General features: G+C 70.8%; 9 protein-coding genes and 1 pseudogene. 6 read left to right on the top strand and 4 right to left on the bottom strand.

What is annotated here, in order from left to right:
• Nucleotides 1-3,509: hypothetical protein (locus ACFV88_RS32135; RefSeq protein WP_385495632.1), on the bottom strand; the 3,509-nt coding region annotated here is incomplete at its 3' end.
• A 561-nt stretch (nucleotides 3,510-4,070) separates the two neighbouring features.
• On the opposite strand from ACFV88_RS32135, the gene ACFV88_RS32140 reads away from it, so the two are divergent.
• The 3 genes and pseudogenes from ACFV88_RS32140 (at nucleotide 4,071) to ACFV88_RS32150 (ending at nucleotide 5,907) form a co-directional block, all read left to right on the top strand.
• Nucleotides 4,071-4,427 carry a hypothetical protein gene (locus ACFV88_RS32140; protein WP_385495633.1) on the top strand — a complete coding sequence of 119 codons (357 nt, stop codon included), beginning with the start codon at nucleotides 4,071-4,073 and terminating at the stop codon, nucleotides 4,425-4,427.
• Between the two features lie 106 nt (nucleotides 4,428-4,533).
• Nucleotides 4,534-5,235 (top strand): annotated as a pseudogene (locus ACFV88_RS32145) (IS701 family transposase); the annotation flags it as partial.
• Nucleotides 5,209-5,907 (top strand): DnaB-like helicase C-terminal domain-containing protein, encoded by a 699-nt coding sequence (locus ACFV88_RS32150; protein WP_385495706.1) that lies wholly within the window; start codon nucleotides 5,209-5,211, stop codon nucleotides 5,905-5,907. The pseudogene ACFV88_RS32145 and the gene ACFV88_RS32150, both read left to right, overlap by 27 nt.
• A gap of 201 nt (nucleotides 5,908-6,108) precedes the next feature.
• Here the strand turns inward: ACFV88_RS32150 and ACFV88_RS32155 are convergent, their stop codons facing one another.
• The gene (locus tag ACFV88_RS32155) at nucleotides 6,109-7,542 is read right to left on the bottom strand and encodes a helix-turn-helix domain-containing protein (RefSeq protein WP_385495634.1); all 1,434 of its coding nucleotides are present in this window, start codon (nucleotides 7,540-7,542) and stop codon (nucleotides 6,109-6,111) included.
• A gap of 151 nt (nucleotides 7,543-7,693) precedes the next feature.
• Between ACFV88_RS32155 and ACFV88_RS32160 the strand changes: the two genes are divergently transcribed.
• Together ACFV88_RS32160 and ACFV88_RS32165 are read left to right on the top strand one after the other, a co-directional pair.
• On the top strand, nucleotides 7,694-7,879 hold the full coding sequence (locus ACFV88_RS32160) for a hypothetical protein (protein ID WP_385495635.1): 186 nt from the start codon (nucleotides 7,694-7,696) through the stop codon (nucleotides 7,877-7,879).
• On the top strand, nucleotides 7,880-8,878 hold the full coding sequence (locus ACFV88_RS32165; RefSeq protein WP_385495637.1) for an MvdC/MvdD family ATP grasp protein: 999 nt from the start codon (nucleotides 7,880-7,882) through the stop codon (nucleotides 8,876-8,878).
• Here the strand turns inward: ACFV88_RS32165 and ACFV88_RS32170 are convergent.
• A complete protein-coding gene (locus tag ACFV88_RS32170; RefSeq protein ID WP_385495638.1) occupies nucleotides 8,859-10,703 on the bottom strand; it encodes an ATP-binding cassette domain-containing protein in 1,845 nt (614 codons plus the stop codon). The genes ACFV88_RS32165 and ACFV88_RS32170 overlap by 20 nt on opposite strands.
• Nucleotides 10,704-11,293: 590 nt before the next feature.
• On the bottom strand, nucleotides 11,294-11,485 hold the full coding sequence (locus tag ACFV88_RS32175; RefSeq protein ID WP_385495639.1) for a hypothetical protein: 192 nt from the start codon (nucleotides 11,483-11,485) through the stop codon (nucleotides 11,294-11,296).
• 423 nt (nucleotides 11,486-11,908) lie between these two features.
• Here ACFV88_RS32175 and ACFV88_RS32180 point away from each other — a divergent pair, with 423 nt between their 5' ends.
• The gene (locus tag ACFV88_RS32180; RefSeq protein WP_385495640.1) at nucleotides 11,909-12,427 is read left to right on the top strand and encodes a hypothetical protein; all 519 of its coding nucleotides are present in this window, start codon (nucleotides 11,909-11,911) and stop codon (nucleotides 12,425-12,427) included.
• The last annotated feature ends 264 nt before the right edge of the window (nucleotides 12,428-12,691 follow it).

A 12,691-nucleotide genomic window follows, 5' to 3' on the forward strand; every position in this document is an offset into this window, starting at 1 on the left:
GTGACGTCATGACCTGCGAATCTCAAGACCGTGTCACATCCGACTCTGATCCGACATCGGTCGTGAGATTCCGACATGAAATCTGAGACCCTACACTGGGCCTTGGCGAGGAGCTTGCCGCGGTACGTGATGAAGTCGCCGACGTGCCTGACGGTGTGGTGGACGCCGATGGTGCGGTGTGGGTTCTTCGCCTCGATCACCCAGAGCCGTCTGCGGGCGGGGTCGGCGACGAGGAGGTCGATCTCGCCGGTCAGGCCGGGTATGCCGGCAGCGGCGGCCGGTTTGGTGTCGAGGTTGGCGCGGTGGGCCAAGCCTGCGCCGGAGACGGCCTGCGCAAGGTCGGTCTCCAGTCGGTTGTTGTGCTGCTGGCGGTGGCGGTCCAGCAGGTTGGTGGCCTTCTTCGGAGTGTCGGGGCGGGGCAGGCGTCCGTCGGCGAGGGAGGTGGCGTAGAGCTGCCGGGCGGTGTGGATGAGCCAGGGCGCGATCAGGAGGTGGTCGCCGTGGCCTATGAGGGGGTGGGTGGTGGGCCGGGTGCGGCGTTCGACCTCTGTGTAGGGGTAGGGGTGGGTGCTGGTGGCGTTGCCGGGGTGGAGGACGAGGCGGTCGATGGCGGCGCGGATGTGGGGTTCGGGCAGTGCGGACCAGGTGGCGGCTTCGCGGGTGAGGTCGTCGTGGGAAGCCATGGCGACGCCGTCGGTGGGGGTGGGCCAGTCGGCGGCGGTGGCGAGGACGGCGGCCAGAGCGTCGAGCCCGCAGCCCCACGCCGTGTGGAGTTCGCGGTCGGCCTGGGCGAGGGTACTGCCCGTGGGCGGGTTGAGCGGGGTGAAGTCGAGGGCGACACGGCCCTGCGCGCGGGCGGTGAACAGTTCCTCCGGTTCCAGGGGCTGCGGCTCCAGGGTGCGGGCGTGGTCGAGCCACGCCCCGTCCCGGGCGCGATGGTAGGCCGCGGTGTCGAACCCGGCGGGCACCGGCCCGTTCCCGCCCGTGGGGGTGGGTGGTGGGGTGGTGTCGCGGAGAGTGAACAGGCCGATGGGCTCGACGGTGAGGGTCGCGCCGTGCAGGCGTCGGCTCGCGGGGACGGCGACCAGGGCGGTGCGCAAGACGAGTTCGGCCAGGGCGGTGAGGTCGGCGACGGCGATCTGGTCGGCGGGGCGGGTGCCGGTGGGCGTCGTGATGAGGGCTTGCTGGATCAGCAGTTGCAGCGGACCGGTGAGGTGGGCGCCGTCGTGCTCGCGGTTCAGGGCTTCGTTGGCCCAGTCGTCGGTGCCGGTGCGGGCGAGGCCGGTCGTCGTCTCCTGTCGGCCGTGGTGGCGGGTGGCGAGGGCGGCGTTCAGGTAGCGGACCAGGACGGGCAGCAGATCGGGGTGGTGGGCGCGGAGTTGGTCGGCGAGCGCCGCTTCCAGTGCGTGGAGGAGTTGCTGGGCAGGGCCGTGCCGGTGCAGGGCGTCTTGGTTGGTGAAGGTTCCGGTGGGGACGGCGGCGGTCCGTACGGCGTCGGCGGCCACGCGCAGGGCGCGGGCGCGGATGTGCGGTGTGCCGCTGAGAAAGAACGGTGCGGTGCCGACGGGGGGAGGGGTGTGGGGGTCGGTGGCGTACCAGGCCAGGACGGGGATGGCGGCGTTCCAGGCGGTGTCGAAATCCTCGGCGGTCGTACCGGGGGTGGTGCGGATGCGGTGGAGGGTGTGGTGGAGGACCAGGCCGAGGGCGCGGTGCAGCTCCTGCGGCGGCGCGGTCAGCAGGTCGGGGCCGAGGGCAAGGTCGACGCGGGCCCGCTCCTCGTCCACGGCGATCATCACCGGCAAGGCGCCGGACGGAGCGTCGGTCGGTGGCTGATGGGCGGTGATGGTCTCGGTGAGACGCAGCACGAGAGGCCGGCCGGCGGGCAGGGTCGCGTGATCGGCGGGATGCGGGTGTCCGGCGAGAGTTCCGCGGATACCGTCGGCCAAGCCGGCGAACGCCGCCTCGTCCAGCAGCGCCTTCTGGTCGGGGTTGACCTGGGCGACGATGACGAGCGAAGGCCAGGTCGCGGCGCACACGCGGATCCGCTGTCCGTCCTGGGTGCCGGCGAGGTCGGCCCACTGCCCGGAGCCGACGGGCGCCTCGGTGAGCCGGCCGTAGGGCCAGTCGATCGCCGGGGCGAGGCCGGCCGCGTCCAGCAGGTCATCCACCGGCGCCCACCATGCTGCCCGTTCCCAGGAGACGTCCCATCCACACGGCCCGACGACGACCACTCCCTCCTCTGGCGGCCCGGGCGGCAGCAGGAACGCCCGCCGGTGCCAGACGGTCCAGGCGTCCAGTACGTCCGTGTACGCGACAGCGTCGGCCCCGGGGTGGCCGGTGAGTTCCAGGGCCCACAGCGCCAGCAACGTCAGGTCGCCACCCGCGGCGCCGAGCATCTCGGCAAGCTCCTCCACGTGGACCATGAGGGTGTCGGTGACCACTTCGGGGCCGAGGAAGGCGGGCCCGCCGTAGACGACGAGCCGTGCCGTCCCGGGCGGGCTGTCCGCCAGCTCGGCGCGCGCCTTCTCCACCAAGGCGGGCAAGTCGCCGCCGAGGGTGGCGACGACCGCGATCTCCAACCGGAGCTGCGGTGAGCCGATCCGGCACACCTCCCCCACGGCATCGGGCGCGTGAGGGAGGCCAAGGAGGCGAGCGACACGGGCGATGGTGCTGCGGTGCAGCCGTTCACGGACCACGGGCGGCGGCGGGTGGGCCGCGAGGAGTCCGGCGGCCGCGACGCACGCCGCCTCCAGCGCGGTCGACCCGGGGACCGGGACACAGTGACCGTCGACGGTGACAAGCAGCACCGGCCCGAGCAGCGCGCGGCCAGGCTCGTAGACGAGGGGCAGGTCGGCGAGGTCGCGGGTGAGATGGGCGAGCGCGAGGGCCGACCGGTCCGGCTTGTGGGCCGGGCTGGTGGTGAGGTGGCCGGTCCCCAGCGAGGCGGCGGCCGTGACCTGGTCGTCGGTCACGGTGACCTCGGCCGGGTCCAGCGGAGGTGCGGGCTCTCCGTGCCAGGTGGGGGCGAGGCTCGTGACGGCGTGATCGGTGTGCCGGAGCGCCAGGTCGAGGACGTCCGCGATACCGAACCCGCGCACCGCCGTGAGGTACTCGTCGACGGCGGCCGCGGTCTCCCGCAGGCTGCGCAGGACGACGAGCGGGTGGTCGAGGTCACCAGGGTGCACCAGGAGCCGGTGCCCGTCGACAGTGAACCGCACCCGGGCAGCGGGGCTGTTCGGCTCCCGGCCCGTAGTGACCCCCCGCTCCGCGAAGCGCACGGCCGCGGACAGCACGGCGGGCAGGTCACCGGCGCCCGCGGTCCGGCCCTCCCGTCCGACGGCGGACAGGGCGCGCGTCCAGGCCAGGAGGAGGTGGTCATGGAAGCGGGCACCGACCGGGGAGTCGAGGGCGGCGCGCAGCAGGGTCAGCAGCGAGGTCCCGGAGAAGGGCTCCAAGACCCGGTCCAGCATGGTCAGGTCGTCGGGGGGCGAGGAGGGTTGGGGGGTCATGCAGGGGTGCCTCACTCTCGCGCTGCCGGTCGCGGACCAGCCTGCCAGGACCACGGTGCCAGCGCCCGGCGGTTCGGCGAACCCGAAGACGCCAGGGCGCCGCGGGCTTGGCGAGGGCGCGCTCCTGCGCCCGGCACCGGGGTTCCTTGGCCGCGCACTGTGCCGGGGTTCTTCACGTACTGGCCTCGTCGGCGACGGCCATCGAGGAGGTGTGGCCAGCCAGCCCTCCAGCAGGATTTTGCTGATACACCCAAAGCCCCACGCAACCACGCATAGGGTGGGAGGCACTTGCGAACTTCGGCCCACAGCAGGGGTGTTGACCATATGGATGAGCAATGCCCAAACCTCGATGACCAACACGACTCCGCCGGGTCACCTCCACAGCCGGCATCCACCCCTCCCCCAGTACCGCCTCGGCCCGCAGGACACCCGCCCGCCCCCACGCTCCCACCCCTCCCGGTGGGACCGCCCCTCCCGGTGGGCCACCCGCAGGCGACAGTTCTTCGTCGCAGAGCCGTCGGCCTGACCACCGGAATCCCACATGCCGTGGGCCTGACATTCATGCTGCTTGTCGAGCGCGCCGAGAACACGGACTCCGACAAGGAGATGGAAGGCATCGTGGACGTGCATCTCCGCCTCGGGGAGCACCGCTGGATGGATTTCGTCTCCGACCTCACCACCACCCTGACCTTCGGCCACCACTGGCCCTTCCTCTGGGTATCCGTCCTGATCGCCATCCTCATTCGCCTCAACCCGGCAGGCCCTCCCAAGCTTCAGCTCGCGCTGTCCGCGGCAGCCGCGTCCTACTGCGTACTGATCTCCATCGCCGGGCTGGCCTACCTGCTGCACCTGGAATGGTGGATCCTCCTCGCCGTAGGCGCGGCGGGCGCCTTCATCCGACTGGTCACCAGACACTGAGACGAAACCTCTCGGGGCCGGCTACCCGACTACGCAGACGGTAGCCGGCCTAGTACTGCAACGGTGCTTACCGTGACGGTTGTTGGGTTCGCTCGTTGGGTTGTTCATGGGTGGGGACGTATCTGAGGTCGATGTTCGTTGCTGGTCGGACGGGCTGGCTGGGCTGCATGAGCGGTTTGCTCACAGGTTCGCGCGGAGCGAGTCGCGGGAGTCGGCGCTGGCCTACATGCGTGGCCTGCTGGCGGTCTTGGAGCGCAAGAACGGCTGGACGGTGGCGGAGGAGGCCGGTCACGGTGGTCCGGACCGGATCCAGCGGCTGCTGAACCGCATCGATTGGGACGCGGACGGGGTGCTCGACGACATGCGCGAGTACGTCGTCGAGCGCTTGGGCGATCCGGGTGCGGTGCTGATCGTGGACGACACCGGGTTCCTGAAGAAGGGTGTGCGGTCGGCAGGCGTCCAGCGGCAATACTCTGGAACCGCTGGCCGGACCGAGAACTGCCAGGTCGGAGTCTTCCTCGCCTACTCCGGCGAGCGGGGTCGGACCTTGATCGACCGGGCCCTCTACCTGCCGAAGTCCTGGACGGATGATCGTGAGCGCTGTCGGGAGGCGGGGATCGGTGACGAGGTCGAGTTCGCCACCAAAGTCCAGCTCGCGAGGGCGATGGTCCGCCGCGCGATCGACGACCGGGTCCCGTTTCGCTGGGTGACCGCGGACGCGGGCTACGGCTACAGCAAGGGCTGGCGCTACGAGTTAGAGCAGGCCGACGTCTTCCACGTCGTGGCCACCACCCGACACGACACCGTCGTCAGGCAGCCACCGGCATACCGTCAACCAGCCGAACCCCCACCCCGCGTCCGTACCGGCCTCACCAACCTCGACGCCCTCCTCGGCGACGGACTGCGCCCCGGACAGCTCACGGTGATCGCCGCGCGCACCGCCATGGGGAAATCCACGCTGGCGCTCTCCATCGCCCGTGACTGCGCCCTTCGCCAGGGGCGCCCGGCCCGAGTCGTTTCTCTGGAGATGTCGAACGCGCATCTGCTGCACCGGGTGATCTCCGCAGAGACCGGGGTCCTCACCGAGAAGGTCCGGCAGCGCGAACTGGACGAGACCGAGCAGGAACTGGTCCGCAGCTTCGCAGCCCGTGATCGCGAACACGGCCGCCTGCTCTTCCTGTGCGGCGACAGTGACACGCCGACCGTCGCCGACATCGAGCGCTCCTGTGCCGCCGCGCTCCAACAGCACGGCCGCCTCGACCTCCTCGTGGTCGACTCCCTCGGGCTGATGGACGGGCCGCTGAAAGTTCCTCCCGTCCACCGGGAAGCGGAGGTGGCCAGCATCGTCGCAGACCTCCACCAGTTGGCCGACCGCCTGAAGGCGGCCGTCGTCGTCGTGGAACAGCTCAGCCACGCTCCCCTCGCGGGAGCGACGGGGCGACGCTGCGGCGCCGTGCGGATGAGCTCGAACGGTGGATGATCGGCTCCCGTTCGGCACTGGGGTACCGCATTCTCCCGTCCCCGGCCCGGGAGCTCGGTCGGCAGGTGGTCCGGGAGGCCGAGAGCACCGGCCTGACGCCCACGCCCCTGAATCAGGTCACGGCTCTCGTGCGCGCCGTCGCCCCCACCGTCCCGTAGCCCGGTGGCTTCATCGAAGGGCCGAGGCGGGCGGAGCTGTGGTTCAGTCCACGCCGCTTCGTTCGGCGAGGCCGCGTAGTTCCGTCGAGGTGGGTCCAGAAGCCAGCAGGTTGACGATCAGGGACTTGGTGGCTGGCCGGGCGTGCGTCTCCTGCGGAGCAAGGCGTTCTGCCCCGAGAAGGGCGTTCAGACAGTCAGTGCGACGGCCGAGGCTGTCGTAGGTGAGGGCGATGTCGCCGAGCGCGCGGGAGCGGCGTTCGAGGCTGGGCAGCGCGTCCAGGGGGATCGCGGAGGCTGCGGCGAGCGCGGTCAGGGGGTCTCCGGCATGAACTTCGGCGCTGACGCGGTGAAGTTGAACGGTGAGGGGGGTGAAGCCGCCGCCGTGGTCGCGCAGCAGGGCGGTGTCGCCGAGTTCGTGGGCGATGGCGGCGGCTTCGTCGGTCAGTGCTCGCATTCCGTCCCGGTCGCCCCGGCGCGCGAGCGTGTACGACGCATTCTGGATCAGGCGTCCCTTTGCGGCGGTCCCGGCGCGTCCTGCTGTGCGGAGGCCGGGGTGGTCCGCGGCCGTCAAGGCGATCGACAGGGCCTCGCGGTGCCAGCCGCTTTTCCTGGCGAGCACAGATGTCTGCCCGGCCGCCTCCGCGATAGTGAGGACGTTGCCGCCGGCCTCCGCGAACTGGCGGGCACGGTCTGCGGCCAGCCAACCCAGCTGGATCGAGTCCTGCTTCACCAGCGTACGGGTGACCAGCAGGTATGCCTCGGCGAGGAGGGTGCAGTGATCCGGGGTGGTGAGGGTGCTGAGTGCGCGGATGGTGTGGATGAGGCGGGGCAGCCGGACGGCGAGAGCGGCGTAGCGGCAGGAGTCGAAGTCGGCCCGTGCGCGGGTGAGGTCCGCGGCGAGTGCCGGTGCGGGCGGGCTCGTGGGGGCTGGGGCGGGTCCGAGGAGGGCGTCGCGGACGCGGGTGACGATCAGTTCCCCGAGCTGGGCCTCGCCGGCGTGGGCCGTTCCGGTACCGGTGAGAGGGGTACTCGTGGCTGTGGCGGCTAGGCCCGCGAGCAGCTTCCGTCGCCGCAAGGAATCTTCACCGTCCTCCCGTCCGATGCGGTCCAGCCTAGGGGTTGGTGTCCAGGTATGGGCGGGAACCGTTGTGGCCGATTGGAGCTGTGGTCTGCCCGGGGCGGATGTGGTGGGGGTGCGGGAGGCGCGGGCTCGTCGTGGGCTGAGGCCGAGGGCTGTGTCCGTGTTGGTGTCGAAGACGGCGCGCAGGGCTGCGCGGATGTCGGAGCGGGGCCAGCGGATGACGCCGCGTTCGAGGCGGGAGACGGTCTGGGCGTCGAAGCCGGGGGCGGCCGGACGGTCGTGGTCGGTGAGCCAGGTGCGGACCTTCCGGGCGGTCTGGTCCTGCGTCCAGCCTCGGATGGTCCGGGCGTGTCGTAAGGCGTCGTTGGCGTTCAACTCGTTCCTCTGATCAGTCATCGGATGGGGTTGCTCCGGCGGATCTCGGGGCGCGGGGGCGGGGGGCGGGGTGCGTAATCTGCCTACCCAATCTGCCGTTCCCACCGGGTTCGATCGGGTGGACTCTGGAAGCCGCGGCACTCGCCGCGACCAGCTCCCGAGGAGGACCACCATGTTCGCGCTCAGGCGCTCTGGGCCCTATCCGTTCGAGGACGGGCCGCTGCTCAGCGGCGTCACCTTCAACCCGGTGACGCAGCTGTCCGAGTTGGGCGGCGTGCCGCTGCTGGACACCAACGCGGAGGCCCTGGCGGCCACCGCGCACACCACGACCGCGATCAACACGGAAGACACCGACTAGATGATCCTGCTCCTCACCCGTGACCTGGACCCGACCGCCGACCTGGTGGTCCGGGCTCTGGGTGAGGCGGGAACCCCCGTGGTCCGCATGGACCCGGGGGACCTCCCGCATGGCGTCGAGATGAGCGGACGGTTCGAGCAGGGGAGATGGCGCGGCAGGTTGAGAGCCGCGCATCGGGAGGTGGATCTGGCCGAGGTGACGGCCGTCTACAACCGGCGCCCGAACCCGCCGCAGGCCGGCGCGCCGGGGATGCGGCCCGAGGATGCCGAGTGGGCGTCCAACGAATGCTACGAGGGCCTCTACGGCGTGCTGTACTCGCTGGACGCGCTGTGGCTCAACCGACCCGACCTCAATCGGACCGCGAGCCTCAAACCCCTCCAACTCTCCACCGCCCACTCCAGCGGCCTGCGCGTCCCCACCACCCTCATCACCAACTCCCCGGCCGAAGCGCGCGGGTTCGTCGCGGAGGAGAGGTCGGTGGTCAAGACCCTGCGGGGCGTGCCGCAGCGGGACGCGGACAATGCTCCGGGGCACCCCCTGATCGTCTATACCTGGGAGGTCCCACCGGACGAGGTGGACGACACCGTGGCGCAGGCCCTGTGCCAGTTCCAGCGGCTGATCGTGCCGCAGTACGAAGTGCGGCTGATCGTGGTTGGCACGCAGCTGTTCGGCGCTCGGATCGACTCCCCCTCGGGCCGCGACGGCGAGGTCGCGGACTGGCGGGCCTACCAGCGCACCAGCCGGATCGCCTACACCCCGATCGACGTGCCCGACGAAATCCGCGACGGTGTTCTCCGCTATCTCGCCGCCTTCGGCCTGCTCTATGGCGCCTTCGACTTCATGGTCGACGCGGACGGCGAGTGGCAGTTCTTGGAAGCGAATCCCAACGGTCAGTTCTCGTTCATCCAGTACGGGACTGGCTACCCGATCGCGCAGGCGGTCGCTGACCTGCTCACCAAGGGCACCGCCGAGCAGCACGTCACGACCCGTTCCCGGTGACCGGCAGCGGCCGGGGCAGCGACGCCCCGGCCGCCGCCGGCCGGTCCGTACGCAACATCAACATTTCTCGAAATACCCCCTCGGTTTCGGCGAGTTCGTCCCAGGTGCCGTGCTGGATCACCCGGCCGTGTTCCATGACGTAGATCCGGTCCGCGACCCGGGTGTTCTCCAGGTTGTGGGTCACCAGCACCACGGCGGCGCCGTCGGCGGCATCCCGCAGTCGCTGGAATGTGGTGTGTTCGCCGCGCGGGTCCATGTCGGACGTCGGCTCGTCCAGGACCAGCAGACCGCGGCCGCGGTGCAGGGCCCGCGCGAGTGCGATCCGCTGCCACTGCCCCGACGACAGAGCCTGGCCGCCCCACATCTCCTTCGCCAGCAGTGTGTCCAGACCGGACCGCAGTCGGGTGATGACCTCGTCCGCGCCGCTCGCCTTCGCTGCCCGCCACACCGCCGCGTCCCCATCCCCGTCCGGCTGGCCCAGGGTGATGTTCTCCCGGGCGGGCATCGGCCACCGCGCGAACTCCTGCGGGACCACCCCGCACAGCCGCCACAGCGCCTCCGCGTCGTACTCGTCCACCGGCACACCGTCCCAGCACACCGCGCCGCCGGTCGGCAGGTTCAGCCCGCACAGCAGCTTCATCAGCGTGGACTTCCCCGACCCGTTCTCACCGACCACCGCGACCACCTCCCCGGCGCGCACCTCGAAGTCGACCCCGCGCAAGGTGTCCTCCTCCGCCCCCGGATACCGGTACACCACCTCCTCCAGGCTGATCCTTCCGGGCCGCTGCGGCTCGCGCCGGCCCCGGGTACGATCCACCCGCTGCTCGTCCGCAGCCTTCACGAACCGGTCCCAGTCGTCCATGAAGAAGCCGGACAGCATCAGCGCGCTGCCCTGCGTCACCAGGCTCTGCACCGCAAAGCCCGCCTCCCGCAGGGCCAGGACCGCCGTCCCGGCCACCGCCGTACTGACCCGGCCGGTGACCACCAGGCCCAGCAGCGCCGCCCACAGCACCCCGGTCCCCACCCCCGACACCAGCGCCCCCACCACGCCGACCCGCAGCCGCGCCGCCACCGCCCGGTCCGTCGTCGCCCGCACCCGCAGCCCAGCCCGCCGGTACTGCTCCAGCAGCACAGGCGCCACCGTGTCCGTCCGCACCTGATCCGCCCGCTCCTGCCCCACCAGCCACCACCGCAGCACGTACAGCACCCGCCGGTCCCTCGACATGTCCGCCATCGACGTATACGTGATTCGCTCCGCACGCAGCGCCGCCCACACCCTCGGCACCGCCCCCGCCGCCAGCAGCACCAGCAACAACGGATACAGCGCCCCCACCACGACCGCCGCCGCCACCAGCCCCGCCACCGCCGACACGACATGCTGCGCCTGCCCGAGCGCGGCCTGCGCCTCTTCCACCCCCCGCTCAGCCTGCTCGTACCGGTCTGCGAAGCCCGGATCGTCGTAGACGGCCATCTCCGTCCGCGAACCGGCACGCATCAGCCTCAGTCCGGCCTCCTGGTAGACCCTCGGCTCCAGACGCTGCACAAGCCCCGCAATCACCAGGGACAGCAGCGCCCGCGCTCCGGCCGCCACGGCGAGTACCAGGACCGCCGGCACCGCGCGGGACATCCGGGAGGGGTCCGACGCCGCCGCCATCACCGCGGTGAGCGCGGATGCGGTCGCCAGCAGCCCCAGCGCCGCCAGCAGCCCGGACGTCACCTGGCACACCAGCAGCGCTAGAGTCCCGCGCCGGTCGACCTTCCATGCCAGGACGAACACCCGCACCACCAGAAGCGGCAGTCGGCGCCGCATCCGCCGCGGCGTCATCGCCCCGACTGCGTCGGCCCTGTCAGCCGTTGGATGAACGAAGTGCATCTCCTCCGAGCTATCCGCGTCCGCTCCGGCCCGCGCGCTCTGTCCTGCGTCCACAACGACTCCTCCTCCAGCACGGCCCTGAAGGCCGGTTCCGAACCTTGGAAGGCTACGACCCAGCGCACCAGTTGGTGCACGGAACGTGATGTTCGTGGTGCCCGTCCCTGGTCGGATGCCGGTCCAGCACCACGGCGCCGCCGGCGGTCCAGAACCAGCAGACCGCGGTCGCGATGCAGGGCCGGCGCGAGCGCGATCCGCTGCCACTGCCCTGACGACAGAGCCTGGCCGCCCCACGTCTCCTTCGCCAGCAGTGTGTCCAAACCTGACCGCAGCCGAGTGATCACCTCGCCCGCGCCGCTCGCCTTCGCCGCACGCCACACTGCGGCGTCTCCGCGTGCCCTTGCCGCTGGAGTCGATCTCCTCGATCGGCTCATTACGGTCTTGCTCGCCGATTCTCCGTGTCTGCGTCGCGTCTCCGCTGTCCAGATGCTTCGTCCGCCGATGGCTGTACGCGGGACGGACTCACGGGGGCGCTCGGTTGGGTCCTACAGCAGGTGGTCCGCCTTGCCGGCCTTGATGTCGGTGATGAGGGCGCGCAGGGCTTCGAGGGAGTCGGTGAGGGGGTGGTCCTCCTGTCCGGCAACGGCTAGGTAGCCGTTGCCCTCGTTGTCGGTGCCGAGGCGGAAGCAGTTGTTGCCATCTGCGCAGTAGGGGGCTTCCCACGTAATGGCGGGCATGAGGGCTCCTTAGACGTTGCTCCGGTTGATGAGTCTGCGGTGACAGGTGAGGGTTGCGGCCATGCGGCGGCGGAAGACTCTCGTGATCCACCGATCGTGCCATGAGACCTCCACGCCGGACGGCCCACCGCCGCGATGCGAAGGTGATCGCTGGAGAGCGTGATGACGGGAAGGTCGGTACGCCCCGTTCGGGAAGGGCCGTCGAAAAGGATCCCCACCACGGGCACCTCGCTGGCGGCCTTCACTCTGAGGGGGCCGGGGATCAGCAACGGTCTCCGGCTCCCCGACCACACGACGCTGGTTCGAGGTCCTGCTGGCTGACCGAGCCTGCCGTGATGGGCTCGCTCTCACCAGACAGTCACGGGCGGGTTGTCTTTGTTCGTCCGCCGGATCCGCGGACGATCGAGCCGTTAGGCTCGGCCAATGAGCCATGCCCGTCCCGTTCTCCTGCCGTCCAGCCTTGAATGGAGCGAGGAGACGCGGTCGGTGGCCAGGGCTCTACGCGCCATTCAGGCAGCCGCTTCGGCGACCGGTGACGATACGCGCTATGTCCTGCCACCTCTGCGCTGGCATATCGCGGCCGACTGGGTCGAAGACTGCCCCACGAGCGATCACGGTGTGGAGAATCTCCGGATCATGATGCTGCCGGAGTACGCCCTGGGCGCGGTGTGGGACTGCCACGGGGCCCTTGTACGGGCGCGCGATGGCGACGACGAAGCGGAGCGGCTGGCCGACCTGCTCTCCCTCTATCTCCACTACGACACCGATCTGCATGGCCTCGTAGCGCGTCTGGAGCGCGTGGTCGCTGTCCTCTGCCTCGACATCCCCGCGGTCGGTACGCTCGCCACACACCTCGCCCTCCAGCAGGGCAGCACTCCGGGAGCGGTCCAGGCGGTGACCGAGATCCTCACCGCGTGGCGCAAGGCCGGCGTCGCTCCCTGACAACGAGGCCGCGCCGCAGGCTCGCCCGGCAGGATCAAACCGCATGGTCCCTGGCAGAGCGACGAAGCGAGCCCGAGAACTGGATGACGCTCTTTCGCGGAGCGGCATGTCAGGCGGCCACAACTACTTCCCCGAGACGTGTGGCGCACGGTGACACGGACGGCGGATCTGGGCCACGCCGCCAGTCTGCGGCGGACGGCGGCCGCGGTCCGCCGCGGCGGACCCGGCGCGTTCACGGCACCGTCGGCGGTGTGGCAATGGACC

Origin of the sequence: Streptomyces sp. NPDC059816, from assembly GCF_042732055.1 — a bacterium.
GTDB lineage: Bacteria > Actinomycetota > Actinomycetes > Streptomycetales > Streptomycetaceae > Streptomyces.

Excerpts from the sequence above, each read along its gene's own strand:
- ACFV88_RS32175 (WP_385495639.1), bottom strand. The coding sequence starts at position 11,485 with ATGCCCGCCATTACGTGGGAAGCCCCCTACTGCGCAGATGGCAACAAC.
- ACFV88_RS32170 (WP_385495638.1), bottom strand. The coding sequence starts at position 10,703 with ATGACGCCGCGGCGGATGCGGCGCCGACTGCCGCTTCTGGTGGTGCGG.
- ACFV88_RS32160 (WP_385495635.1), top strand. The coding sequence starts at position 7,694 with ATGTTCGCGCTCAGGCGCTCTGGGCCCTATCCGTTCGAGGACGGGCCG.
- ACFV88_RS32140 (WP_385495633.1), top strand. The coding sequence starts at position 4,071 with ATGCTGCTTGTCGAGCGCGCCGAGAACACGGACTCCGACAAGGAGATG.
- ACFV88_RS32165 (WP_385495637.1), top strand. The coding sequence starts at position 7,880 with ATGATCCTGCTCCTCACCCGTGACCTGGACCCGACCGCCGACCTGGTG.
- ACFV88_RS32180 (WP_385495640.1), top strand. The coding sequence starts at position 11,909 with ATGAGCCATGCCCGTCCCGTTCTCCTGCCGTCCAGCCTTGAATGGAGC.
- ACFV88_RS32155 (WP_385495634.1), bottom strand. The coding sequence starts at position 7,542 with ATGACTGATCAGAGGAACGAGTTGAACGCCAACGACGCCTTACGACAC.